Source organism: Georgenia yuyongxinii (genome assembly GCF_006352065.1).
GTDB lineage: Bacteria > Actinomycetota > Actinomycetes > Actinomycetales > Actinomycetaceae > Georgenia > Georgenia yuyongxinii.
The window spans coordinates 2,827,443-2,851,322 of record NZ_CP040915.1; the positions used below are offsets into that span (position 1 = coordinate 2,827,443).

The following is a 23,880-nucleotide window of genomic DNA, read 5'->3' on the forward strand; positions in this document are numbered from 1 at the left end:
TCGGTTCATGACCGATCTCGACGTCGACCCGGACGTAGAAGCGACCCCGTCACCGGCGCTGTGGGCCGAGCGCACCGGCACCCGTGCCTACACCGGGCACAACACCCGCGGCGCCCACGTGCGCATCGGGGACAGCAAGGAGGAGGGGGTCTTCTCCCCCGGTGAGCTGCTCCAGCTCGCCCTCGCCGCGTGCAGCGCGCTGTCCGCCGACCACCGGCTCTCCCACGCCCTCGGCGCCGACTTCGACGCCGTGGTGGGGGTCTCCAACGAGAAGAACCAGGAGGAGAACCGCTACGAGCGGCTGACGGTGGAGATCGTGAGCGACCTCTCCGCCCTGGACGATCAGACGCGGGCGAGGACCCTCGAGCGGGCGGAGATCGCCATCGAGCGGGGCTGCACCGTGGGACGTACGCTCGCAGCCGGCGCCCCACACCAGATCGTCTTCACGGACGAGGCCGCGGGATGAGCGGGGGGACGCCGGTGCTCGACCGGCTCCTCGACCGGGCGGTGCAGCGCTCGAAGGGCCACGAGGTCGCGACCAAGCTGCGCCAGGAGCGGCCCGGAGCGAGCCCGGCCGAGCTCGTCGCCGTGCTCGAGAGCCGCTACGTACGCAACGCCGGCCTCCTCGGTGGCGGCGTCGGGGCGGTCGCCACGGTGCCCGCCGTCGGCACGGGCACGGCCGCGGTGCTCACCACCGCCCAGGTGGCGGCGTCGATGACCTCCGCCGCCACGTTCGTGATGGCGGTGGCCACCCTGCACGGCGTGCGGGTCGACGACCTCGAGCGACGGCGCACGCTGCTCATGGGCGCGCTGCTGGGCGAGGACGGCGCAGAGGCGGTCTCCGGGCAGATGGGCCTGGGCACGTTCTACTGGGCCAAGGCTGCCCTGACCAAGCTGCCCATCAACACGATCCGGACCCTCAACCGCCGGCTCCGGCGCCGGCTGCTCCGGGCCGGGGCGGTGAAGGGCGGATCGGTAGTCCTCGGGCGGCTGGCCCCGTTCGGCGTGGGGGCCGTGATCGGGTACTTCGGGACCCGGGCGGTCGCCAAGAACGTGGTCGAGGGCGTGGAGAAGGCCTTCGGCCCAGCACCGGCGACGTTCGCGGACGCCCAGACGTTCGCGGACGCCCGGACCTGAGCCGTCAGGCCGCCGTCGCCGCGTCGAGGAAACCCACCACGTTCTCCTCCCACCCCGTGGGGTCGGTGGCCAGGCCGGCGGTGTGCCCGGCGCCGGGTACCACCCACACCCGCACGCTGCCCGGCGCGGCGTCGTGCAGCCACGCCGCCGCGTGCTGTTCGTCGGGCTCGTTCCCGCCCGCGACCAGGAGGACCGGGCGCGGTGCGGCCCGCCGCACCGCCTCGCGGAGCGGCACGGGTGACGCCGCAGGCGTGAGCGCGGCCGCGACGGCAGTCTGCGCCGCCTGGATCCCCTCCTGGACGCGGCCCCGCCAGCCATAGACGTCGGAGAGCCAGTCCAGGTCCGCCGCCTGCCGGCCCGTCACCCCCTCGGCGACGACGGCGCGGATGCGGCTGTCCCGCGCGGCGGCGCCGATGGCCTCCTCCCCGCCCATGGACAGCCCGACGACGGCGACCCGGCCGGGGTCGACCTCGCTCCGGCTGGTGAGGAAGCTGACGGCGGCGGGGACGTCGGTGTCGCCGTACCAGCCCCACCGCATGGCCTGCCCGGTGCTGGCGCCGTGCCCGCGCGCGTCGACGGCGAGGACGCCGTACCCGCGCCCTGCCAGTACGGCGGCGTGCTCCAGCACGGCACGGCGGGAGGATCCCGAGCCGTGCAGCAGCACCACCGCGGCGCCGGTGCGAGTGGGGACGTACCACCCGGCGAGGCGCTCGCCGTCGCCGGTGGGGACCGAGACGTCCTCGGCGACCAGACCCACATCCGCCGGGTCGCCCCGGCGCGCGCCGGGCCGCGGGCCGGCCCCGGCGAGGACGCCGACCCCGAGGACGTCGACGGCGCCCAGCACCCCGACCAGGACAGGGACCAGCAGCAGGCGCCACCACCGGCGAAGGGACCGGGCGAGCTCCACCATGGCCACCACGACGAGGAGGAGGCCGAGCCCGACGGCGAGGTAGCCCGCCCCGCGGGCGAGGGACCCCCGCGCAGGAACCCCCGCGCCGATCCCGGCGGCGATGGCGAGGACGCCGACGACGAGTGCGAGCACGCCCCGCCCGGCATGCACCCGGCGGGTCCGGCCCGCGTCCGGCCGGCGGGTCCGGCCCGCGTCCGGCCGGCGCGGCGGTGGGGCGGTCCCGATCTCGTGAGGCCGGGTGCCGCCGTCGCCAGGCGCCGGCCGGTCGCGGAGCACGGAGGTTACCCGCTGATGGCGCGTCGCGACGTGACGACGATGATCGCCGCTCCCGCGACGGCGAACGCGAGCCCGGCCACGAGCGCGCCGAGCGCGAACCAGGGCAGCCACGGGACGGTCGCGCCGACGTCGACGGTGGCGTCGATGCCCGACGAGCCGTCGGGGGCCATGACGACCGCGACCCAGCGCCCGCCGGGCAGGTCGACGCGCACGCTCTGGGTCCCTGGCCCGGCGGCGTCCGCCAGCCAGAGCCGCATCTGCTCCGGCGGAACGGTGAGCTGGCCGCCGTCGTGAAGCTGGAGGCGCCGGTTGCCCTCTCCCACGTGGTGCCGGACGCCGTCGAGGTAGGCGGCGGTGTCGGCGGCCGGGGCGACGCCGAGGAACACGTCCCCGCCATCGGTCGCCGTGGCGCGGACCCGGACCTCACCGAAGAGGCGCTGCGGCCAGTCCACGGGCATGCCGTCGCCCCGCAGGTCGACCTCGCCGAGCACCACGGCGTACCCGTCGCTCGCCACGTCCTGGGCCCGGCTGGTGACGAAGCCGTCGTCACGCTCGAAGAGGTGCCAGAAGCCCATCGTCGCGCCGGTGGCCAGACCGCCCAGGCCGATCAGCGCCAGCAGCGAACCGAGCACGACGGCGACCAACCGGCCACCGGTCCAGGTGGCCCGGGGTGGCGGCGCACCAGGAGGCGGCGCGGCGGGACCGAGCGATGCGGGCGGCGGGCCACCGTAGTACCCGGGCGGCGGGCCGCCATACCCGGGCGGCGGGCCGCCGTACCCGGGCTGAGGGCCGCCGTACGCGGGCACCGCACCGGTGGACGGACCCGACGGCCCTGCCGGCGGCGGTCCCGTGTACAAGGAGACGCCTTCGTGCTCACCCATGTCGAGGCGGAACGGCGGGTACTTGTCGGTCATGAGGCCGGCGTACGCCGCCACCCGGATGACCCAGCGGTTCAAGCCCAGCAGGAGGTCGTACAGCGCCCGCGGGTAGCTGCCGGTCACCAGGAGGATCACGCCGGCGACGAGGACGAGGATGGCGATGAGCCCGCCCTCCCAGCGCCAGCCGGCATCGGTCGTGGAGCGCACGATGGTGGCCCCGCCCCCGACGAGCAGCCCGACGACGATGTACTGCGGGATGGCCAGGAGCCACCACTTCACCAGGGCCAGGCCCCGGGAGAGGTGGTCGGGGTAGTCCACGCGCAGGTGGGCCGGGTAGTCGTCGACCTCGGCGAGCGTGAACGGTGGGTACTGGTCGGTGGCCAACGCGCCGTAGGAGTAGTACGCCACCCGCCAGTTCCACCGGAGCACCCCGACGTTGAACTCGAAGATGCTCTCCGGGTACCGGCCGGTGACGACGATCGCGACGAGCGCGACGACGCTCAGCACGAGGAACGCCGCCCACAGCAGCGCCAGGATCAAGTAGTGCGGGATCGCCAGAACCCACTTGACGAGCCAGAGCCAGCGCGACAGTGTCGCGGGACGCTGGGCGTCGACGTGCACGGGGTAGGCGGGGACGACGGGCGACGGCGCAGCGGCTGCGGTCACCATGGTGGTCACCTTCTTCGCTTCCTAGGGACGCGCTCGGCCGGGCTCAGGTTCCGGGACGGGGATGATGCCCGCGACGGCGGACAGGTGACGGCCTGGTCTGCCGGCGCGCGCCGTGCTGGCCGTACGCGCCGGCCGTGACGCCTTCGCGGTGGGCCACACCGTCGCCACGGGCGCTCGCCGTGCGGTGCGCCGGATCGTCGTGGCCACCGGTCCTCCCTGGTCGATGACACCTCAAGCCAACTCCTGGCTGCCGGGCCGCCGCAAGGGACGAACGGCCCCGCGAAGGACCCGGACGGACCCCGCTCCTCTCGGCCGCACGGAGGCCGAGGACCTCGTCCGCTGGACCCAGACCTGCCTCGAGACACGCTGGCGGATGCAGGACCTCGCCGGTATGCCACCGACGGCGTTAACACGCCGGGTGGTGGCGGTCTGGCCCTGGGTCTTGTAGTCCTCGCAGCACGGTCCCGGCCCGGAGCACCGGCAGCCGGCCGCACGTCGTGCACCTGGTCGTCGCCGCGGCGGTGGTCGCGCTCGAGAGCTCCCTGATCCGGCTGACGGTTCCGCTGGGTGATGAGTGGTTCTGGACGGCCGCGCTGGAGGCCACTGGGGGTGGTGACGACACCACTGTGGCCGATCGACCTCTCAGGTCGGTGCCAGACCGGCCTCCCAGCGTGTTCCACGCGTCGAGACCTGCACTTTCCTACCGAGACCTGCCGTTCCGCAGGCAGGTGTCGGCGTAACTTGCAGGTCTCGACGCGGTAGGGCGCCTCGCCGGGTGGTCGCCCTCTCGGACCTGGTCCGTGCCGAGACGGCCACGACGCTTGCGGCGCTGCGTCGCGCCGGGGTGCGGTCGACGCTCATGCTCACCGGCGACACCGTCCCCACCGCTCGGCACATCGCCGCCCAGGTGGGTATCGACGACGTGCGCGCCGTCCTGCTTCGCCAGGACAAGGTGGCGGTACGGGAGGTGAAAGGCGGCCTGGGGCAGCGGGAAGAACGTTCGACCGTCCGGTGATGATGGTGGGCGACGGCGTCAACGACGCACCTGTGCTCGCCGTCGCCGACATCGGCGTGGCGATGGGTGCCAAGGGCTCGACGGCCGCGTCCGAGTCCGCCGACGTCGTCAAAATGCTCGACGACCTCTTCCGCACCGTGCGGGCCGTGCGGATCTGCCGGCACACGATGCGGGTGGCCTGGCAGGCGATCGGCCTCGGCGTCGGCCTGTCCCTCGCGCTCATGGTCCTCGCCGGGTTCGGGCTGCTGCCGGCGATCGTGGGCGCCTGGCTGCAGGAGGCGGTCGACCGGCAGCCCGCACTGTCCGACGGGCTGGGTCGCGGGTGACCGAACCACCGCGGCGAACCGTCACGCACACAACTCGACCTTCATACCCCCCCGGGTATACGGTGATCACGGAAAGGAGCCCAGATGACCAGCGCGCCCCCCTCCACGTCCCTCCTTCAGCGCCTGCGCCGGCTCTTCGGCGCCCCGGCCGAGGGCACCCTCGGCTCGACGATCGACGCCTCCCGCGCTGTGCAGGCCGTACGTGAGGGCGCCAGCCTCCTCGACGTCCGCGAGCGCCATGAGTGGAAGACCGGGCACCCGCCGCAGGCGGTCCACCTCCCACTGGGCGAGCTCGACATGGCCGCTCGCCACCTGCCCGCGGACCGCCCAGTCGTCGTCGTGTGCGCCAGCGGGATGCGCTCGCGCGGGGCGGCCAAGCGCCTGCGCTCGCTGGGGTACGACGCCGCGAGCCTGTCCGGCGGTCTCGGGGCCTGGCAGCGCGCGGGCGGGGCGGTGCGGCGATGACGTCGGACCTCACCGCCCCGGCCGGGCGGCGGATCGTCATCGTCGGCGGCGTCGCCGGCGGGATGAGCGCCGCTGCGCGCGCCCGGCGGCTGGACGCCCGCGCGCGGATCGTGGTCCTCGAGCAGGGCCATTACGTCTCCTTCGCCAACTGTGGCCTGCCGTACCACCTCTCGGGCGAGATCCCCGACCGGAGCGAGCTGCTGCTGCACACGCCCGCCTCGCTCGCGCGGACCCTGGACCTCGACGTCCGCACGGGCCACCGGGCGCTCTCGATCGACCGCGCGGTCCGGAAGGTGACGGTGCGGAGCGCGGCGGGGACGTACACGCTGCCCTACGACGCGCTGATCCTCGCCCCCGGCGCCGAGGCGGTGCGCCCACCTATCGACGGTCTCGACCACCCCGTGGTGCACTCGCTGCGGACCGTGCCCGACGTGGACCGCGTGCGCGCCCGGATCGACGCCCTGACGGACGCGTCCGGGCAGGACGCACCCACCGCCGTGGTCGTCGGCGCCGGGTTCATCGGGCTCGAGGCCGTCGAGGCGCTGGTCGCCCGGGGGCTGCGCGTCCACCTCGTCGAGCTCGCCGACCACGTGCTGCCACCCCTGGACGCTGAGCTCGCGCCCCTGCTGGCCGAGGAGCTGCTCACGCACGGCGTGCACCTGCACCTGGGCGCCTCCGCCCAGTCGGTCGCCGCCATGGATACCGGTTCCGCCGGCGCCGCGAGCGTGACTCTGTCCGACGGCGCCGTCCTCTCCGCCGATCTCGTCGTCGTCAACGTCGGCGTGCGGCCGGCCAGCAGGCTGGCCCGAGACGCCGGCCTGGAACTCGGGGCCCGCGGCGCGATCCGGGTCGACGCCGACCAACGCACGTCCGACCCCCAGATCTGGGCCGTCGGCGACGCCGTCGAGGTCATCCAGGCCGTTACCGGCGCGACAGCCCCCGTCCCTCTCGCCGGCCCCGCCAACAGGCAGGGCCGCCGGGCCGCCGACTCAGTCTGCGGCCGGCGCACCACCCCCCAGGCGCCCGTGCTGGGCACTGCCATCGTGCGCGTCTTCGGACTTACGGCCGCGGTGACCGGCGCGAGCCAGACCCAGCTACGCGCGGCCGGAATCGATCACGAGGTCGTCCACCTGCACCCCGCCCACCACGCCGGCTACTTCCCCGGCGCGGAGCAGATCCACCTCGTCGCCAGCTTCGCCCCCGACGGCGCCCTGCTGGGCGCCCAGGCGGTGGGCCGGGCGGGCGTGGACAAGCGCATCGACGTGCTCGCCACCGCGATCCGCGCCGGGATGGGCGCGGACGACCTCGCCGAGCTCGAGCTGGCCTACGCCCCGCCCTACGGCTCGGCCAAGGACCCGGTCAACATGCTCGGCTTCGTCGCCCAGAACGTCCTCGACGGCACCATGCCGCAGTGGCAGGCCTGGGAGCTCGACGAGGTCCTGGCGACCACCCTGGTGCTCGACGTGCGCTCCCGCGCGGAGTACGACGGCGGGCACCTCGACGGCGCCCTGAACATCCCGCACACCGAGCTACGACAGCACCTGCGCGCCGTGCGCGAGGCAGCCGCAGGACGCCCGATCAGCGTGCGCTGCGCCAGCGGTGTGCGCTCCTACCTCGCCACCCGCGTGCTGCTCGCCGAGGGTCTCGACGCCCGCAACCTCTCCGGCGGCTGGCTCACGCTGCAGGCCGCGCGCCCAGGTGTCGGCCGGGCGGAGCTGTCCGTCGCCGGCCGGCGCTGAGCTGTGCGTCGCCGTTCGGCGCCGGCTCGTCCGGGCCCGACGTCATCGAATCCCCGTCACAACCGGCACAGACGAAGGAGCACCACATGTGCAGTCCCACCGGCTGCGACCGCTGCGGCAAGACCACGTGGACCGGGTGCGGCATGCACGTCGACGCCGTCATGGCCGACGTCAGCCCCGAGCAGCGCTGCACCTGCCGCTGAGACGCGAGGAGCACCATGAGCTACGGCATGACCCTCACGCTCGACCAGCCGTTCGACCGGATCGTGCCCGCAGTGAAGGAAGCGCTCGCCGAGCAGGGGTTCGGCATCCTCACCGAGATCGACATGGCGGCGACGCTGCGGGCCAAGCTCGGTGTCGAGACCACCGGGCAGGTCATCCTCGGTGCCTGCAACCCGCCGCTGGCACACCGTGCACTGCTGGCCGAGGAGTCCGTCGGGCTGCTCCTGCCCTGCAACGTCGTGGTGCGCGCCACCGCCGGGGATCGGACCACCGTGGAGGCCCTCGACCCCGCCGTGATGGTCGCTGTCACCGGCAACGAGGCGCTCCGGCCGGTGGCCGACGAGGCCGCCAAACGGCTGCGGGCAGCGCTGGAAAGCCTCGAGCAGCGCCAGAGCGGCTGACTCAAGGGCGAGGACGCGCCTTGGTCACGCCGCGACAAGGCGTCATCACGCCAACGACAAGAACAGCTTCTCCAGCTTCTGGACGTCGAGCGTCTGCTCGCCGTCGGACTCCACGAGGCACTGCTTCATGCCCGTGGCGATGATCGCGAACCCGGCTCGGTCCAGGGCGCGCGAGACAGCGGAGAGCTGGGTGACGACGTCCTCGCAGTCCCGCCCCTCGTCAAGCATCCGCACGACGCCGGCCAGCTGGCCCTGCGCACGCTTCAGCCGGTTGACGACCTTGCCCATCTCGTCGCGGTCGAGCTGCATGACGGACCCCTCTCGTGGCTTCCCGAGGATACCCCACCGGGTACGGGCAGCTCCGAACGGCGGCGTCGTCTTGGCCGGATCAGGAGCCGATGCCCGAGGCGATGATGCTAGTGACCACCACCGAGGTGATCGTGACGGTGGAGAAGCCGGCCACGATCATCTTCGGCAGGATGTCGGCCTCGATCGCCGCGACCTCCTCCGGGCTCTCCCCCGCCCCCTTCGCGGCCTCCTGGCTGAGGATCAGCGTGCCGGGGAAGCCGTAGAGCGCGGTCAGGCCGATGCCGATCGACATGGAGATGCTGTAGCCGAGGAGCTTTCCCACCACGCCGGCGAACACGGCGATACCGACCAGACCGAACACGAACGCCAGCAGGAGCGGGAGTGCGAGCGCTGCGACGTCCGAGGGTGACACCCCGGCCAGCGGCGCGAACACCAGGATGAGGATGGAGATCATCATGAGCCCGAGGGCGTCGATGCCGCCCAGGACGGAGGGCTTGAACACTCCGGTGGCGCGCAGGGTGATGCCCAGGATCAGGGCGACGACGAAGGTGTTGAGGATGCCGTCGGTGAGGTCGTTGAGCAGGATCGAGACCAGCACGACGGCGCCAACCACCAGCAACGTCCCAGCCGTGGTCTGCAGTGCGGCCGGCAGCCGGGTCGCCCGCTCGGTCTCGCTCGTCGCGGTGACCGGCGTGGGGAGGTTCCCGGCGCGGTACTCGCCTTTGAGGCGCCGGGCCTCCTGGCGCAGGATGAGCGAGGTCAGCGGGAAGCCGACCAGGCCCTGCAGCGCGGCGATGAGCACGGGGAAGATCGCCACGGCGGTCAGGCCGTAGCCGAGCGCCGCCTCCTGGACGATCAGGACGGAGATCGTGCCACCGCTCAGGGCCCCGGTCCCGGCGATGACGAAGTCCAGGGCGCTGGCGACCCCGTCGTACCCGCGCGGCGCCCGGCCCCCGAAGATCAGCGCCGCGACGAGGAGCAGCACCCCGATGCCGATCACGGTCGAGATGCCGATCAGCAAGGTCTTCCACTGCTTTTTGAAGTCCTCGATGCTGATCAGGGTGCCGAGGTGGACGATGATGAACCCGACCACCACGCCTCCCAGCCCCAACAGCGCCGAGCTGGAGAGCAGGTCCTCGGGGAAAAGACCGGTGAGGAACCCCACCAGGAAGATGATCGACGCCACGAACAGTGAGGACAGCAGCGACTTCGTTTTCTTCGAGATGAAGTCGCTGACCGTCCAGATCGCCATGACGACGACGAATGCGAGCACCGGGTTCATGCGCCGGTCCTCCCCTGGTCGCCGGCCCCGGGACCGGGGCTCCCGACCGGCTCGGTGAACCGGCGTGCCAGCTCGAGGAGCAGGCGCGCCCCGTACCCGGTGGCGCCCTTCGAGCGCCACGCCTTGTCCTTGTCGACCTGCATCGTCCCGAGATGTCCAGGTGCGCCCAGGGCACCTCGCCGACGAAGTCGTCCAGGAACAGTGCGGCGGTGATGGCGCCCGCGTGCGGTCCGCCCAGGTTTGCGATGTCGGCAATCTCGGAGTCGAGCTGCTCGCGGTAGCTGCGCTGGAGCGGCAGCTGCCAGGCGGGCTCGTCCGTGGCGGCGCCGGCGGCCCGGACCTGGTCGACCACACCCTGGTGGTTGCCGAGCAGGGCGGCGACCCTCGGGCCGAGGGCCGCGAGGGCGGCCCCGGTGAGGGTGGCGATGGTCACGACGGCGGAGGGGCTCTCCTCGGTGGCGAGGACCAGGGCGTCGCTCATCGCCAGGCGGCCCTCGGCGTCGGTGTTGCGCACCTCGATGGTCTTGCCACCACGGGCGTGGAGCACGTCGCCGAGCACGTACGCGGAGCCGGAGGGCATGTTGTCGGTGCACGCCAGGAAGCCGGTCACCCGGCAGGTCACCCCGGCATCGCGCAGCGCGGTGAAGGTCCCGAGGATCGCGGCGGCGCCACCCATGTCCATCTTCATGAGCAGGTGCATGGGATCCGAGGGCTTCAGGCTGATGCCGCCGGAGTCGTACATGATGCCCTTGCCGACCAGGACGAGGTGCCCCGCCGCGGCCTCGCCGTCCGCCGGCGTGTAGGTGAGCTTGACCAGGCGCGGCTCCTCGGCGCTGCCCCGGTTGACCCCGAGCAGGCCGCCGCACCCCATCTCCACGAGCTCGGCCAGCCCGAACACCTCGACGTCGAAGCCGTGGACGGGCCCGAGCTGGACGGCGACGTCCGCCAGGTCCAGGGCCGTGAGGTGGCCGGGCGGGGTGTTCGCCAGGTCGCGGGCGAGCGCGGTGGCGCGGACGGTGACGAGGCCGGCCGCGATGCCCGCCTCCACCTCCGCGCGGTCGGCGCCGTCGAGCGCGAGCCGCACCGAGGTCAGGGCGGTCTCCTTGGGCTCGGCCCGCAGCACCGAGTACCGGTAGCGGGCCAGGAGCGTCCCTTCGGTAAGTGCCTGGGCGGCGGCCCGGGCGTCCACGCCGCCGAGGGCAGGCAGCCGCAGCCCGACCGCCCCGGCACGGGGGGCGGCGCGGGCGAACGCGGCCGCGGCGTCGCGCACGGCGCCCACGCTCTGCTCGGCGAGCGCGCCGCCACCCACGGCGAGAGCCAGCGGGGCGGACTCACGCGCCACGATCAGCACACTGCCCACCTTCGCGTCGAAGCCGGCGCGGGAGAGGGCGTCGCGGGACAGGCCGAGCTCGGCGGCGACGTCGGCGTCGGTATGGACGACGACGCCGGTCGCCGCCACGTCCGCGACGGCGTCGACCGCCCGGACGTCGACCTGTGCCCGCTGGGACGGGATCGGGGTGAAGGTGTCGGGGATGACCTTGTTGGGGCGACGCGACATGAGCAGCCTCCTTGGCGCGAACGGGCCCGCGCCCGTGCCTGCACGCGCCACGGTCCGCCAGTGCAGCGCGTTCACGCATCACCCGTTCCGGGTCACTCCGTTCTGCCGGACAGCGCCAGCACCGATCCCGCGTGGGCGGCGAAGGCGAGCGGCATCACCATGTGCGACGGCGGGTGTCCACCGCGGACGGCCACGACCACGACCATCGGCCGCAGTGCGGCCACCGACCCGTTCGGACTGACGACGGCGGTGAGCACCCCGGCGAGGACCATCACGGCGACGAGCAACGACCGCACGCCGGTGCCGGCGCGGTCGGTCAGGGCCCGGCCGGCCCAGGTCGTCACCCCGGTCGCGTCCAGCGCCTCGCTGATGACTAAGAGGGATGCGACGAACACGACGATCGGGTCCCCGAACCCTGCGAGGGCCGCCCGGCGTCCAGCACCCCGGTGAGGTACAAAGACAGCGCGGTGGCGACGGCGACCACGCTCACCGGCAGCCGGTTCCACAGGAACAGCGCCGCCGCCACGGCCAGCACCGCGAGGCTGGTGACAGCGGGATCCATGTCCGTCGCGGCTCTCTGTGCGGTCCGGGCCGGTCACTCCTGCTCGAGGGTGAGGCCGTCGGCGTCGTCCCCGACGGTCAGCGTCTCCCCGTCCAGGTTCAGGGTCGGCCCGGACAGCAGGAGCTGCTCGAGCCAGGCGTCCTGGTCCATCAGCTCGCCGGAGCAGGCCATCATCGTGGTGGCCAGGGCGTCGTCGACGGCGAGGGTGCCGCCGTCCCAGCTCGCGCCGCCGGAGAGGGTGTTGCACCCGGCCACCGCCGAGATGGTGTCCTCGCCGAAGATGAGCCGGACCTGTGAGTCCGCGACGAGGTCGTGCCCGCGCACCTCGGTCGAGACGAAGGCCTTGCCCACAAGGTCAGGACCGCCCTCAGCCACCCCGACGCCACAGGCGGCGAGGAGGCTGGCAGCGAGCACGAGCGAGCCGGCGGGCACGGCGCGCCCGCGGCCTGCCACCCGGCCCCTGCGGCGAGGGCCGACCCTCCGGCGAGCGTTCACGGCAGCTTCCGCCTCACGCGCGCTCAGCCGGCCCCCAGCTCGTCGGCGAGCTCCTTCTCGTCCTCCTCGGAGAGGGAGGTCTGCAGCACGGTGCCACCGAACTCACGCATCGCAGCGGCGAACTTGTCCTCGGTGAGCTTCCCGGCCATGACCACGACGGCGGCCTTGCCGGGTTCGAGCATGTTCTCGACCCGCTCCTTGAAGGCATGGTCGATGCCTGACTTTCCCAGCTTCCCGGTCACGGCCCCCAGGGCGCCACCGAGCAGGAGCCCGACGCCGGGCACGAGGAAGAGCAGGCCGAAGATCGCGCCCCACAGCGCGCCGGAGGCCGCGGAGGCGCCGACGATCTTTGACGGGGTGTCCACGTGCTTCTTGCCCTCGGCGTCGACCTCGACCACGGCGAGCCCGGTCAGGTTCACCACGAAGTCCCGCTGCAGGTCAAGGACCTTCGCGTACGCCTGCTGCGCCGTGGCGTGGTCGTCATATCCCAGGATGATCAGCTCGGACACGTCGGACTCCTTCTTCTCGGTGGTCAGATTCTTCGAGGTTGACCGCTGCTTCTCGGTTCTCCTCGGTGCGTGCGCCGTCCTAGCCTCTCGCCCATGCCCGGAGCGTGGCTCATCCGGAACGGATGGTCCGGTGAGGGCCGGGACCCGAAGGCGTCGCGGGTTCGTTTCGCCACGTCGTGGTCCGTTGGCGATCGGTCCTCGGCCGGAGTTCACTTCCCTGACCGGGCCATGCGCTCGCTCGTCTGGAGGTGTCCGATGGCCAGGACGGACCGGATCGCACAACCCTTGGGCACCCGCACGCCGTACCGGGGTCGGTGAGACCTGGCCGGTGCGTGTGGACAGCTACCTCGCCGACGGCGTCGATCCCGCCGACGTCGACCGGTGGGTGCAGTCGGCCTCGGTCCTGCACTCCAACGGCGACGCGCTCGACATCGTCGTCAAGGACGGCCGCATGGTCGGGGTCCGGGGCCGCGCGGGCGACCGAGTAGGTGCGCGAGAAGGCCGCCGACCTGATGGGGCGCCGGGGTGAGGTTGCGCTGCCCCTGCTCCGGGACCTGCGCGGCATCTACACCGGGGCTGCCGGGGTCTGCGCCGACTGGGAGCTCATCGCCCATGCGGCGCAGAGTCTGAAGGACACGGAGCTGGTCGAGCTCGCCCAGCGTTACGGGGCCGAGAGCAAGCGCCGGATGAAGTGGGCGAACGGCAAGCTGAAGGAGTCGGCCACACAGGTCCTGCTGTGGTGTGCGGCCCGGCGGGGGGCCCGCCGTGAGCCGTCGCGCCGGCCGCCGTCAGGACCGGCGGCCGCGCAGCGCGATCACGGGTGCAGAGAAGAACGCGAGCCCGAGGACAAATCCGAAGTCGTACCAGTTCCCGTTGTTGTCGACCTCGTAGATGTTGACGGTGTCCGTGAAGAGGGACACCAGGAACGTGATCGGCAGGATGATGCCCTGCCACAGGCCCCACCAGAACCCGTAACCGCGGGGGCTCACCTCCGGGTTCAGGCCCGCTGCGCACGCCCCCAACAGCAGGAGCCCGGCCGCAACCAGGCCGACGATCACGAGTGTCCTCCTCGCTACCGACATGACCTCACCTCCACGCACACTCAACCGCGCGCCACCCCAGCGCGTCGAGTGCTTCGCGTCCAATGCTGAGGCCACACCGCCGCTCAACCTGCGTGCCTCGCCGCCGAGCGGCGCCTTGCGTCGTGGAGGCTCAACTCTTTCGCCGCGGGCGATCAACGCTTAGCACTCTCCATGTGAGAGTGCTAAAACTGGAGTCATCAGCCGCCCGGTCCGAGAGCTACGGACCCCGGCGGGACCGACCCGGACCGTCCGGGCCAGGAGCACGTGGAGGTGGTACCCATGGCCAACCGTTACGACCCGTTCCGCGACGTCGACCGATGGCTGACGAACGCCCTGCGACAGGTGCCCTCGTCGCCCGGCATGCCGCTGGACCTCTACCGCGAGGGCGAGAGCTTCGTCGCGAAGGTGGACCTGCCCGGCGTCGACCCGTCGACCATCGACATCGACGTCGAGGAGCGCACCCTGACGATCCGGGCCGAGCGCAAGGAGCAGGGCGAGGACGTGCAGTGGCTCTCCCACGAGCGCCCCACCGGCACCTTCGCCCGCCAGCTCTCCCTGGGCAGCGGCCTCGCGCTCGACCGGATCGAGGCCGGCTACGCCGACGGCGTGCTGACCCTCACGATCCCCGTGGCCGAGGAGGCCAGGCCGCGCAAGATCCAGGTGAGCCACACGGGCACACCGACCAGGATCGAGCAGCCGGCCGGGGCCTGACCCCGGTCGGGGCCTGACCCCGGTCGCGGGTCGACGCCGCACGAGGCAACCCTGCGCACCCGGCGACGGCGCCACGTGGCGCCGTCGCCGTTTGCGGGCCCCACGCCTGGTTCGTACCGTTCCCGTGTGCGGCATGTGGGGCACGAGCGCGCGCGGCGGACGGCGACCTTGCTCGCGCCCGTGACGGTGCCGGTCTCGATGTCCGCGGCGTTCGCGCTGCTCGGGCGGAGGCTGCCCGCCCGCCGGGCCTACGCCGTCGGCTTCGCCGTGTACTGGCTCGGCTGGGGCACGGCCTTCCCGCTGTGGGTCCTCGGCCCGCGTGAGGCGTGGCGGTGGCTGGGCGGTGGCCGGCGCCCGCACGTCGGCGAGGCCGTGCTGCTGCTCGTGCCGCTGGCCGGGGCCGTCGCCACCGAGCTGGTCCCGCAGCGCCGTCTCGTCACCGCACGGGTGGCCGCGGTCATGGTCGCCACCGCCACGGTCAACGCCGCGTCGGAGGAGCTGCTGTGGCGCGCGCTCTTCCTTGCCCAGTTCCCGGACGACGCGGCGCGGGGCCGTCTCTGGCCGTTGGCCGGCTTCACCGTCTGGCATCTCGCGCCTCAGCTCGTGCTCCCGTCCCGGCGCGGGAGGCTGCCGTTCCTCGGCGGCGCACTGCTCGTGGGCGCCGCCGCCACCGCCGTCGGCGCCCGCTGCGGCGGCCTGCGCACGGTGCTCGTGGCGCACATGGCAACCGACGCGTGCGGGGTGCGGGCCGCGCGATTTCGGCTGGGAATGCCGGTGCCGCCTACGATGCACCCGTGACCCAGAGCCCGCCGCCGGCCCCTGCCGCACCTGTGAGCACCGCCTACGAGGACCTGCTGCGCCACGTCCTGGAGCGTGGGACCGCCAAGGCGGACCGCACCGGGACCGGCACCCGAAGCGTCTTCGGCCACCAGATGCGCTACGACCTCAGCCAGGGCTTTCCCCTCGTCACCACCAAGCGGGTGTTCCTGCGCGGCGTCGCGGAGGAGCTGTTCTGGTTCCTGCGCGGTGAGCACAACGCGCGCCCCCTTCAGGAGAAGGGCGTGCACATCTGGGACGAGTGGGCCGGGCCCGACGGCGAGCTCGGCCCGGTCTACGGCGTGCAGTGGCGTTCGTGGCCCACGCCGGACGGGCGGCACATCGACCAGGTGCAGCAGGTCCTCGACACCCTGCGCACCAACCCGGACTCCCGCCGGATCATCGTCTCGGCCTGGAACGTCGCCGACCTGGACCAGATGGCGCTCATGCCGTGCCACGCGTTCTTCCAGTTCTACGTGGCCGACGGCCGGCTGAGCTGCCAGCTCTACCAGCGCAGCGCAGACCTCTTCCTCGGCGTGCCGTTCAACATCGCCTCCTACGCCCTGCTGACGCACATGGTCGCCCAGCAGGTGGGGCTCGAGGTGGGCGACTTCGTCTGGACCGGGGGCGACTGCCACATCTACGACAACCACGTCGACCAGGTCACCGAGCAGCTCTCCCGCGAGCCCTACCCGTTCCCCACCCTGCAGCTGCGCAAGGCGGGCTCGCTCTTCGACTACACCTGGGACGACGTCGAGGTCGTCGGCTACCGGCACCACCCTGCCATCAAGGCCCCGGTGGCCGTCTAGTGCTCGGCATGATCTGGGCGCAGGCCCACGACCGGGTCATCGGTGCCGGTGGCACCATGCCCTGGCACCTGCCCGAGGACCTCGCGCACTTTCGTGCCGCCACGACCGGCTCCGCCGTCGTCATGGGGCGGGGCACCTGGGAGTCGCTGAACCCGCGCTACCGGCCACTGCCCGGGCGCCGCAACATCGTGCTCACCCGCCAGGTGGGGTTCGTGGCCGAGGGCGCAGAGGTGGTCGGCACGCTCGACGACGCCCTGCGCCTGACTAGCGACGCCTGGGTGATCGGCGGCGGGCAGGTCTTCGCCGAGGCCCTGTCCCGCGCCGACCGGCTGGTGGTCACCGACATCGACCTGGCGGTCGACGGCGACACACGCGCCCCGGCGGTCGACGACCGCGTCTGGGAGGTCGATGCCGCGGACCCCGACCGCGGCTGGCACACCGCCGCGAACGGCCTGCACTACCGGTTCACCACGTTCCACCGCCGCGCGTCGTAACGCCCCTCTCGGGTCGACCACCCGGGGTATCGCTGCGTCCGGTAGTTCCCTCAGGACATCCCTGAGAGAACTCCTACCGGCTCCTACCGGCGCCGAGGTGCTCCCTACGCGCCTGCGCCAGCCCCCCGGCACCGGCTGCGGCGCCGGCCTGGCCTTGCCTGGCCTGGCCCGATAGGGGCGCCCGATATGCTTGGTTTCGGACGTTTGCCTTCGAAATCTGGAGTGTCATGAGAACCGCACGTCGCACCGCGCTGCTCGGCGCCGGCATCCTGGTGGCCGTCGCCCTGGCCGCCTGCTCCTCGCCCGAGGACGGCGCCGCAGCGGCCGGGGCCACCGGGGACGCAGCCACCGTGGCGGCCGAGGCGGGTACCGACGCACCACCCGCGACGAGCGCCAGGGTCGCCGACATCGACCCGGCCGACGTCGTCGCCGAGCAGACCTACACGGTGCCGGGCAGCCAGGACACGGTCACCGTGGGCCTGCACTCGCTGGTGGTGGACGGTGAGGTGATGACGCTGCACCTGTTCTTCACGCCTGAGTTCTCCTCGGTATCCGACGACGCCGCGATCTCCGTCTTCGACATGGTCGGCTCCGGGTTCGGTCCCACGCTGGTGGACCGGCAGAACCTCAAGGAGTACACGATCCTCAGCGAGAACATCACCACCGACTGGGAGGCCGACCAGGTCTACACCGAGGCCACCAACGGCGAGCCGGTGCTGTGGTGGGCCGGGTTCGCCGCCCCGCAGGACGACATCGACACCATCGACGTCCGGGTGCTCGACGAGCTGCCCGAGTTTACCGACGTGCCGATCGTCCGATGAGCCCGTCACCCTTCGCCCACCCCTACAGGCTGCGGGCACGTGCCCGCGCGGGTGACGCGGGCGCGGGAGCTGCGCGCGCCGGCGTCGCGGGCGTGGGAGTTGCGCGCGCCGGCGTCGCGGGCGCCCTCGTCGTCACCCTGGTTGCGACGCTCGCACCGGCGGCGCACAGCTTCACGTCACCCGACGAGCTGCCGGAGCCCACGGCGGAGCTGCTCGCCCGGTCGGTCATCGCGTGGGACCCGACCGGCTCGGTGATCGCGTGGGACACCGCGGACACAGTGCGCAGCGTCGAGCAGGTGCAGACCGAGGGCGCACAGACCACGATCACCCTCGCCACGGACGTCCTGTTCACGCCGGACAGCGCCGAGCTGCCCACGACCGCCGCCGGCCGGGTCGGCGAGCTCGTCGGCCAGATCCCCGACGGCGCGGCGGTGCAGGTGCACGGGCACACCGACTCCGTCCAGGGCGCGGTGGACAACCACCGGCTGTCCACCGCCCGGGCCGAGGCCGTGGCCGCCGTCGTCCGGGCCGAGCGACCCGACCTCCTCCTCGACGTCGCCGGCTTCGCCGCCACCCGGCCGGCCGTGACGGAGAAGCCGGAGGATCCCTCGACCCGGGCGGCGAACCGCCGGGTGGAGATCGTCTACGCGGGCTGAGCGCCGCGACGGCCCGCCCACGAGCTCGTGGGCGGGCCGTCGTCGTCGGGCTGCGGCGCTCGCGCGCCGCGCAACCGGCAGGTGCTCGCGGGTCAGGCCGCGGCGCGGATCTCGATGAGGTTGTTCCAGGGGTCGTTCAGACGCAGCACGGCGCCGTCGTGACGAAGCTGGACCCCGTCGGCCGCCAGCCGGCCCGACACTGCGGCAACCTGCTCGGTGCTGGGCAGCACGATGTCGACCGTGCCCAGGCCCAGGGCGGGCACGCGCGGGCCGGCGCCCGCGCTGTTCCAGGTGTTCATCGCCATGTGGTGGTGGTAACCACCGGCGGAGACGAACAGCGCCTGGTTGCCGAGGCTGGTCGTCTCCTCAAAGCCCAGCGTGCGCACGTAGAAGTCCCGCGCGGTGGCCACGTCGCCGACCTGCAGGTGCACGTGACCGACGACGGCACCGGCCAGCCCGGAGGCGGGCGTGGTGGGGATGGTGGGGTCGGCCGTCGCGATGATCTCGCGGGCGGCGTCCGTGAGGTGCTCGGCGAGGAAACGGTTGGGGTCGAGCCACTTGGTGCCCATCTTGACCTGGCCGTTGGTCCACTCCCACGTCTCGCGGGGGCGGTCGACGTACAGCTCGACGCCGTTGCCCTCCGGGTCGGTGAAATAGAAGGCCTCGGAGACGTCGTGGTCGCCGGCGCCGGCGTAGGTGCCCGGCGCCCGGACCGCGACGGACGCGAGGACGGCGGCCAGGGCGGCCTGGTCCTCGAAGAGGATCGCGGTGTGGAACAGGCCCGCGCTGCGCGGTGAGCCGGGCGGGAGCGAGGGGTCGTGCCGCAGCACGAGCAGCGGCGTGCCATGACGACCCATCACCACCTCGTTGCCTTCGGCCCGCATCACCGTGAGCATGACGGCGTCGCGGTAGTACCGGGTCATGAGGTCGAGGTCGCCCACGAGGAGGGTGACGGCGCCCATGGAGGTGCTGGCCGGCAGCAGCTCCTCGACGGCGCGGGTGGGCGCGGGGGCGGCGTGCTGGACGGTCTCGGTCATGAGGACTCCTCGCGAGTGGGACGGATCATTACTTGATGCTTCAACATCTGCTGCGCCCACAGTATTCCTCGCCGCCGCCCTGGTCCACACCTGGCCGCGTGAGCCCGGTCATGTCCACGACGCCGGGCGGGCCGTACGGGCTCACGATGGCGCGGGGCGGCCGGCTGCGACGCTACCCCGCTGGTGGACTTCCGTGATTTGGGCACTGCACTCTTCACCGAACGGCTCCGGACCCATGCAGACCGGTCCCTATTGTGTAGATCTACATCGTAGACTTACTATGTAAACATCGCGTAGCAGAACACGCATCGTCAGCGGGTGCCGACCCGTTCAGCACCACTCACACGAACCGTGTCGCCCTCCGGCCCCAGCCGAGAAGGACGCGACGAACGCGTTGTGACCGTCGCGTGGATTCGCGTGCATCGCCCGGACCAACCGAAGTGGATACCCCACTTCGGGAGAAGAGGCCACCATGGCTGCCCACTCCCCGCTCCCCGAGCCCGAGCCCGGCACCGTCGCGCTGTTCGCCCTGGAGGATCGCGTCCGCCTGGTGCTCTCCGGCGAGCTCGACCTGGCCACCAAGGCAGACCTGCTCCGAGCTGTCCGGGAGGCCGTGCGGTACGACCAGCCGGTCGAGGTCGATACCCGCCACGTCACCTTCATGGACTCGTCAGCGATCACTACTTTGAGCCGGCTTACCCAGCACACCGACCAGCGCCCCATCTTCATCAGCCCGTCCGACGTGGTCCGGTTCCTGCTCGACGTCACCATGATCGGCGAGCTCGTCGACGTCGTCGACCACGACGGGGCCCTGCCCGCCGCCACCGCCGTCCACCAGGCGTCGGTCACCACATCAGCTTGAGCCCGCACCGGCCGCTCTCGGCCGGGCCCGGCCACCCCGCACGCTTCTCTGGCCTGGCCTGGCCTGGCCTGGCCGCTGCACTCCGCACGCTCTTGGCCTGGACGCATTCACCACGACTCGTAAGTCAGCCCAAGATGCGGCCTCCGGTCGCACAGGTCAGGCTGCTACCTCCCGTGGCGCACACCCGGTCCAGCCGACCGCCCCCGTGCCGCCTTCTCATTTCCCCAGAACGGATCTCACATGACTGCACCGCGCACGAACGCCACCTCCGCGACCCGCGACACCCGACGGGCCAGGACCACCGGGCTCGCCGCAGCGGCCGCCGGCATCCTTGTCTTCAACATCTCCCCGTTCATGAACTGGGTCAACCCGGCCGACGGCGCCGACCCCCGAACCGGGTACGAGACCGACTCCCTCGTGCCCTTCATCGCCTACCTCGGCCTGGGCCTGCTCCTCGCCCTGGTCTACGCCACCAAGCGCGCACGCCGTGGCCAGCACCGCGGCCTCACCCTCGTCACGATGGCCGTCGGCATCGCCGCGACCCTGCAGTGCCTCGCCTTCGCCATCAACCCGATGGGCGGCCTCGAGCGCGGCGACGACCTCTCCTCCGACATCGGCGTGTGGATCGGCCTCATCGGCGCCGCGATCTGGGCCGTCGGCGCCGCCATGCTCGCCAAGGAGATCGAGGGCGACGACGACGAGCGCACCGAGAACTACACCCGCGACGACGCCCACAACGACTGACAGATGAGGGCCGCCTCACCGCGGCCCCCCGCTGAGGCGAGCGGCGCAGCACAGGCCGCTCGCCTCAGCTGTCGCCGGCGGACCCGACGCCGGCCGAGCGACAACCAGAAAGGGCCCACGTGAACACGAATCAAAAGGCAGTCGATGCGTCCGCCACCGCCGGTACTGGCGCGGTGGGCGAGCACCCCGAGCCCGCCGAGCGCCAGCGCGTCAAGCACGACGGCCCCCTGCGCACGGCGGTCGTGGTCAATCCCGCACGGGTCGAGGGCCTGGACGAGCTTCGCGCCACCATCGAAGAGACCCTGGCCGCGGCGGGCTGGCCGGTCCCGCTGTGGTTCGAGACCACGCCGGAGGACCCCGGCGCCGGCCAGGCCCGCCAGGCGGTCGCAGAGGGCGCCGAGGTCGTCTTCGTCAGCGGCGGGGACGGCACCGTTCGCTCGTGCGTCCAGGGCCTCGCCGGCAGCGAGGCCGCACTGGCCGTGCTGCCCGCCGGCACCGGCAACCTCCTGGCGACCAACCTCGGCCTGCCCGACGACCCCACCGAGGGCGTGCGGCTCGCCGTCGACCGCGGACGTCACCTCCTCGACATCGGCGAGGTCGACGGCCAGGCCTTCGCCGTCATGGCCGGCATGGGCTTCGACGCCAAGCTGCTCGAGTCCGCCTCCACCACCCTCAAGGCGCGCATCGGCTCGCTGGCCTACGTGCTCTCCGCCCTCAAGCACCTCCGCGACCGCCCGATGCGCGTCCAAATCCAGATCGACGACCACCCACCGTTCCGCCGGCGCGCACGCACCGTCGTCATCGGCAACGTCGGCCGCCTGCAAGGCGGCGTCCGACTCCTCGCCGACGCCGAACCAGATAACGGCCAGCTCGACGTCGCCATCCTCGCCCCCCGGCACCTCGCCCACTGGGCGGCCATGGCCTGGGGCATCCTCCGCCGACACGAGCACGTGCCCCGGATGGAGGTGCTGCGCGGCTCACGCATCACCATCACCAGCGACCGCGACCAACCCTGCCAGCTCGACGGCGACGTCATCGAGCCACGCCGGGTTCTCGCGGCGACCGTCCGACCCGCAGCGCTATGGCTGTGCGTCTACCAGCCCGATCGCAGCCCCGACCTCGCGGAAGGTGCACCCAAGGGCCGCTAGCGTCGACCACCGACGGGCGTCGGTCAGGCGAGGACCGCTTCAGGCGCGTGGTGGTCGGCGGACGCGACGGCTACGTCAGCCCTCATCCGCTCCACCTCGGCGACTTCCGCCCGTCCCGGCCGCATGGCGAGCAGGGCCCAGAGGATGCAGGCGAGGTCCACGACTTCCTGCAGCCACGCGCCGACGATCGCCGGCAGCATCCCGGCCGCCGCGACGCCCATCAGTCCCACCGACATGGCCACGCCGATACCGATGGCCTGCCAGGCCACGCGCATGGTTCGGTGGCCGATCTGGACGGCCCGAGCGCTGCGGGAGAGGTCGTCGATCGTGATGACGACGTCGGCGGACTCGCTGGCCGCGCTGGCCCCCCGCGCTCCCATCGCGACGCCGACGTCGGCGGCCGCAAGCACGGGCGCGTCGTTGACGCCGTCGCCCACCATCATCACCGGCCGTGGATCGGCGGCGCGCACCGCCGCGACCTTGTCCTGCGGCAGCAGCTCTGCGCGCACGTCGTCGATGCCCGCCTCGGCGCCGATGTGCCGGGCGACGTGCTCGCCGTCGCCGGTGAGCATCATCGTGGTGCGCACGCCGGCGCGGTGCAGGGAGGCCATCGTCGCCCGGGCCTCGGCCCGCAGCTGGTCGGCCAGCGCGACATACCCGGCGTAGCGCCCGTCCACCGCCACGTGCACGCCGGTGGCTCCAGCGGGCAGCCGGGACGTGTCCTGACCGGTCTCGCGCTCCACGAAGCGGGCACTGCCGACCACGACGGCGTGGCCACCCACCGTCCCGCGCACTCCGTTCGCGGGAATCTCGGTAACGTCCTCCGCGGCGGGGACGGTGCCTCCGCCGGTGCGCGCCTGGTCCACGACGGCGGCCGCGAGCGGGTGGTTCGAGTGCTGCTCGACCGCCGCCGCCAGTGCCAGCATCTCCGCCGGGGCCATGCCCTCGGTGCGGACAGCGGTGACGCGCGGTTTGCCGTAGGTGAGGGTGCCGGTCTTGTCGAAGGCGACCGTGCGTACGCGGGCCAGCTGCTCGAGTGTCCCGCTGCTCTTGACGATCACCCCGTTGCGGGCCGCACGCGACATGCCGCTCATGAACGCCACCGGGGCGGCGATGATCAGCGGGCAGGGCGTGGCGACGACGAGCACCTCGGCCATCCGGGCGGGGTCCCCGGAGACGATCCACGCGCCGACGGCCAGGGCCAGGGCACCGATGGTGAACGGCACCGCGACCCGGTCGGCCAGCCGCACGAACGGCGCCTTGGACTCCTGGGCCTCGCGGACGAGCGCGATGATGCGCTGGTACTGGGAGTCTGCCGCGGTAGCGGTGGCGCACACCTCGATGGCCTCCCCGCCGTTGATGGCACCGGAGAGCAGATCGTCCCCGTGGGCGTGGTCGACCGGCAAGGACTCCCCGGTGAGCGAGGACTCGTCGAGGCTCGCGCCGTCGGACTCCAGCACACCGTCCACGGGGACCACCTCGAAGGGGCGCACCACGAGACGGTCGCCGATCGCGACGTCGTCGACCGGTACGTCGGTGAGCTGCCCGTCCGCACCCAGCCGGTGGGCGGTGCGGGGCGCGTTCTCCAGCAGCCCGGTCAGCTCCCGCCGGGCACGCCCGGCCGCGTAATCCTCCAGCGCCTCGCCACCGGAGAGCATCAGGCACACGACGAGCGTTGCCCAGTACTCCCCCACCGCCACGGTGGAGGCGATGGCGGTGACGGCCAAAAGGTCGATCCCGTACCTGCCCGAGCGCAGGTCGTCCACCATGCCGCGCGCCTGCAAGAGCGCGACGACGGCGGCGAGGGCGGAGATGACCCATCGGGCGGCGGTCTCCTGGCCACCGAGCTCGAGCACACCGCCGATCAAACCGGCGGTGATGGTCGCGATGACCACCGGGTATCCGAGCAGGCCGCTGAGGAACTTCCGCATACGTCATTGATACGCC

27 protein-coding genes and 2 pseudogenes are annotated in these 23,880 nt (G+C 72.6%); 17 read left to right on the forward strand and 12 right to left on the reverse strand.

Going from position 1 to position 23,880, the window contains the following annotated elements; genetic code table 11:
- Positions 1-7 precede the first annotated feature (7 nt).
- Entirely contained in the window at positions 8-466 is a 459-nt protein-coding gene (locus tag FE374_RS12900; protein ID WP_139929605.1) for an OsmC family protein, read from the forward strand.
- Positions 463-1,137 carry a hypothetical protein gene (locus FE374_RS12905; RefSeq protein WP_139929606.1) on the forward strand — a complete coding sequence of 225 codons (675 nt, stop codon included), beginning with the start codon at positions 463-465 and terminating at the stop codon, positions 1,135-1,137. Before FE374_RS12900 ends, FE374_RS12905 begins: the two co-directional genes overlap by 4 nt.
- A gap of 4 nt (positions 1,138-1,141) precedes the next feature.
- Here FE374_RS12905 and FE374_RS12910 read toward each other — a convergent pair whose 3' ends face one another.
- A complete protein-coding gene (locus FE374_RS12910) occupies positions 1,142-2,179 on the reverse strand; it encodes an alpha/beta hydrolase (protein ID WP_139929607.1) in 1,038 nt (345 codons plus the stop codon).
- A gap of 149 nt (positions 2,180-2,328) precedes the next feature.
- Positions 2,329-3,870, reverse strand: a complete 1,542-nt coding sequence (locus FE374_RS12915; protein WP_139929608.1) for a DUF4389 domain-containing protein — start codon at positions 3,868-3,870, stop codon at positions 2,329-2,331.
- Between the two features lie 775 nt (positions 3,871-4,645).
- Between FE374_RS12915 and FE374_RS19880 the strand changes: the two genes are divergently transcribed.
- The 5 genes from FE374_RS19880 to FE374_RS12935 all read left to right on the forward strand — a co-directional run bounded on the left by FE374_RS19880 (position 4,646) and on the right by FE374_RS12935 (position 8,038).
- Positions 4,646-4,885, forward strand: a complete 240-nt coding sequence (locus tag FE374_RS19880; RefSeq protein WP_230978299.1) for an HAD family hydrolase — start codon at positions 4,646-4,648, stop codon at positions 4,883-4,885.
- Positions 4,885-5,211 carry a hypothetical protein gene (locus tag FE374_RS20220; RefSeq protein WP_330998413.1) on the forward strand — a complete coding sequence of 109 codons (327 nt, stop codon included), beginning with the start codon at positions 4,885-4,887 and terminating at the stop codon, positions 5,209-5,211. The genes FE374_RS19880 and FE374_RS20220 overlap by 1 nt, the downstream gene beginning before the upstream one ends.
- A gap of 84 nt (positions 5,212-5,295) precedes the next feature.
- Positions 5,296-5,676, forward strand: coding sequence for a rhodanese-like domain-containing protein (locus FE374_RS12925; protein WP_139929609.1), 381 nt, complete (start codon positions 5,296-5,298; stop codon positions 5,674-5,676).
- Complete coding sequence (locus tag FE374_RS12930; RefSeq protein ID WP_139929610.1) at positions 5,673-7,415, forward strand: FAD-dependent oxidoreductase; 1,743 nt, start codon at positions 5,673-5,675, stop codon at positions 7,413-7,415. The genes FE374_RS12925 and FE374_RS12930 overlap by 4 nt, the downstream gene beginning before the upstream one ends.
- Positions 7,416-7,633: 218 nt before the next feature.
- Positions 7,634-8,038: a DUF302 domain-containing protein gene (locus FE374_RS12935; RefSeq protein ID WP_139929611.1), complete on the forward strand. Its 405-nt coding sequence runs from the start codon at positions 7,634-7,636 to the stop codon at positions 8,036-8,038.
- Positions 8,039-8,083: 45 nt separating this feature from the next.
- On the opposite strand, the gene FE374_RS12940 is transcribed toward FE374_RS12935, so the two are convergent.
- From FE374_RS12940 to FE374_RS12965, 7 genes and pseudogenes are all read right to left on the reverse strand, one after another.
- Positions 8,084-8,347: a metal-sensitive transcriptional regulator gene (locus FE374_RS12940; RefSeq protein ID WP_139929612.1), complete on the reverse strand. Its 264-nt coding sequence runs from the start codon at positions 8,345-8,347 to the stop codon at positions 8,084-8,086.
- A 79-nt stretch (positions 8,348-8,426) separates the two neighbouring features.
- Positions 8,427-9,629: a hypothetical protein gene (locus FE374_RS12945; protein ID WP_139929613.1), complete on the reverse strand. Its 1,203-nt coding sequence runs from the start codon at positions 9,627-9,629 to the stop codon at positions 8,427-8,429.
- A complete protein-coding gene (locus FE374_RS19890; RefSeq protein ID WP_230978300.1) occupies positions 9,626-9,772 on the reverse strand; it encodes a hypothetical protein in 147 nt (48 codons plus the stop codon). Before FE374_RS19890 ends, FE374_RS12945 begins: the two co-directional genes overlap by 4 nt.
- 38 nt (positions 9,773-9,810) lie before the next feature.
- A pseudogene (locus tag FE374_RS12950) lies at positions 9,811-11,187 on the reverse strand (leucyl aminopeptidase family protein); the annotation flags it as partial.
- 92 nt (positions 11,188-11,279) lie between these two features.
- The gene (locus FE374_RS20225; protein WP_330998414.1) at positions 11,280-11,786 is read right to left on the reverse strand and encodes an SLC13 family permease; all 507 of its coding nucleotides are present in this window, start codon (positions 11,784-11,786) and stop codon (positions 11,280-11,282) included.
- Positions 11,783-12,202: an META domain-containing protein gene (locus FE374_RS12960; protein ID WP_139929614.1), complete on the reverse strand. Its 420-nt coding sequence runs from the start codon at positions 12,200-12,202 to the stop codon at positions 11,783-11,785. The genes FE374_RS20225 and FE374_RS12960 overlap by 4 nt, the downstream gene beginning before the upstream one ends.
- 65 nt (positions 12,203-12,267) lie before the next feature.
- Positions 12,268-12,753, reverse strand: a complete 486-nt coding sequence (locus FE374_RS12965; RefSeq protein WP_139929615.1) for a DUF1269 domain-containing protein — start codon at positions 12,751-12,753, stop codon at positions 12,268-12,270.
- A gap of 255 nt (positions 12,754-13,008) precedes the next feature.
- Between FE374_RS12965 and FE374_RS12970 the strand changes: the two are divergent.
- Positions 13,009-13,240, forward strand: a pseudogene (locus FE374_RS12970) (hypothetical protein); the annotation flags it as partial.
- Positions 13,241-13,541: 301 nt separating this feature from the next.
- On the opposite strand, the gene FE374_RS12975 reads toward FE374_RS12970, so the two are convergent.
- Complete coding sequence (locus FE374_RS12975; RefSeq protein WP_139929616.1) at positions 13,542-13,835, reverse strand: hypothetical protein; 294 nt, start codon at positions 13,833-13,835, stop codon at positions 13,542-13,544.
- A 279-nt stretch (positions 13,836-14,114) separates the two neighbouring features.
- Here FE374_RS12975 and FE374_RS12980 point away from each other — a divergent pair, with 279 nt between their 5' ends.
- The 6 genes from FE374_RS12980 to FE374_RS13005 all read left to right on the forward strand — a co-directional run bounded on the left by FE374_RS12980 (position 14,115) and on the right by FE374_RS13005 (position 18,142).
- Positions 14,115-14,546: an Hsp20/alpha crystallin family protein gene (locus FE374_RS12980; RefSeq protein WP_139929617.1), complete on the forward strand. Its 432-nt coding sequence runs from the start codon at positions 14,115-14,117 to the stop codon at positions 14,544-14,546.
- A 126-nt stretch (positions 14,547-14,672) separates the two neighbouring features.
- Positions 14,673-15,344 (forward strand): CPBP family glutamic-type intramembrane protease, encoded by a 672-nt coding sequence (locus tag FE374_RS12985; protein ID WP_139929618.1) that lies wholly within the window; start codon positions 14,673-14,675, stop codon positions 15,342-15,344.
- A gap of 32 nt (positions 15,345-15,376) precedes the next feature.
- Positions 15,377-16,171, forward strand: coding sequence for a thymidylate synthase (locus tag FE374_RS12990; RefSeq protein WP_139931584.1), 795 nt, complete (start codon positions 15,377-15,379; stop codon positions 16,169-16,171).
- Positions 16,172-16,179: 8 nt separating this feature from the next.
- Positions 16,180-16,665, forward strand: coding sequence for a dihydrofolate reductase (locus tag FE374_RS12995; RefSeq protein ID WP_139929619.1), 486 nt, complete (start codon positions 16,180-16,182; stop codon positions 16,663-16,665).
- Between the two features lie 227 nt (positions 16,666-16,892).
- A complete protein-coding gene (locus FE374_RS13000) occupies positions 16,893-17,486 on the forward strand; it encodes a hypothetical protein (protein ID WP_139929620.1) in 594 nt (197 codons plus the stop codon).
- Entirely contained in the window at positions 17,483-18,142 is a 660-nt protein-coding gene (locus FE374_RS13005; RefSeq protein ID WP_139929621.1) for an OmpA family protein, read from the forward strand. Before FE374_RS13000 ends, FE374_RS13005 begins: the two co-directional genes overlap by 4 nt.
- 92 nt (positions 18,143-18,234) lie before the next feature.
- On the opposite strand, the gene FE374_RS13010 is transcribed toward FE374_RS13005, so the two are convergent.
- Positions 18,235-19,179, reverse strand: a complete 945-nt coding sequence (locus tag FE374_RS13010) for a VOC family protein (protein WP_230978302.1) — start codon at positions 19,177-19,179, stop codon at positions 18,235-18,237.
- Positions 19,180-19,651: 472 nt separating this feature from the next.
- Here FE374_RS13010 and FE374_RS13015 point away from each other — a divergent pair, with 472 nt between their 5' ends.
- From FE374_RS13015 to FE374_RS13025, 3 genes are all read left to right on the forward strand, one after another.
- Positions 19,652-20,041 carry an STAS domain-containing protein gene (locus FE374_RS13015; protein WP_139929622.1) on the forward strand — a complete coding sequence of 130 codons (390 nt, stop codon included), beginning with the start codon at positions 19,652-19,654 and terminating at the stop codon, positions 20,039-20,041.
- A gap of 240 nt (positions 20,042-20,281) precedes the next feature.
- Positions 20,282-20,785, forward strand: a complete 504-nt coding sequence (locus FE374_RS13020) for a hypothetical protein (RefSeq protein WP_139927298.1) — start codon at positions 20,282-20,284, stop codon at positions 20,783-20,785.
- A 173-nt stretch (positions 20,786-20,958) separates the two neighbouring features.
- Positions 20,959-21,933, forward strand: coding sequence for a diacylglycerol/lipid kinase family protein (locus tag FE374_RS13025; protein WP_139931586.1), 975 nt, complete (start codon positions 20,959-20,961; stop codon positions 21,931-21,933).
- 23 nt (positions 21,934-21,956) lie between these two features.
- Here the strand turns inward: FE374_RS13025 and FE374_RS13030 are convergent, their stop codons facing one another.
- Complete coding sequence (locus FE374_RS13030; protein ID WP_139929623.1) at positions 21,957-23,864, reverse strand: heavy metal translocating P-type ATPase; 1,908 nt, start codon at positions 23,862-23,864, stop codon at positions 21,957-21,959.
- Positions 23,865-23,880: the final 16 nt, after the last annotated feature.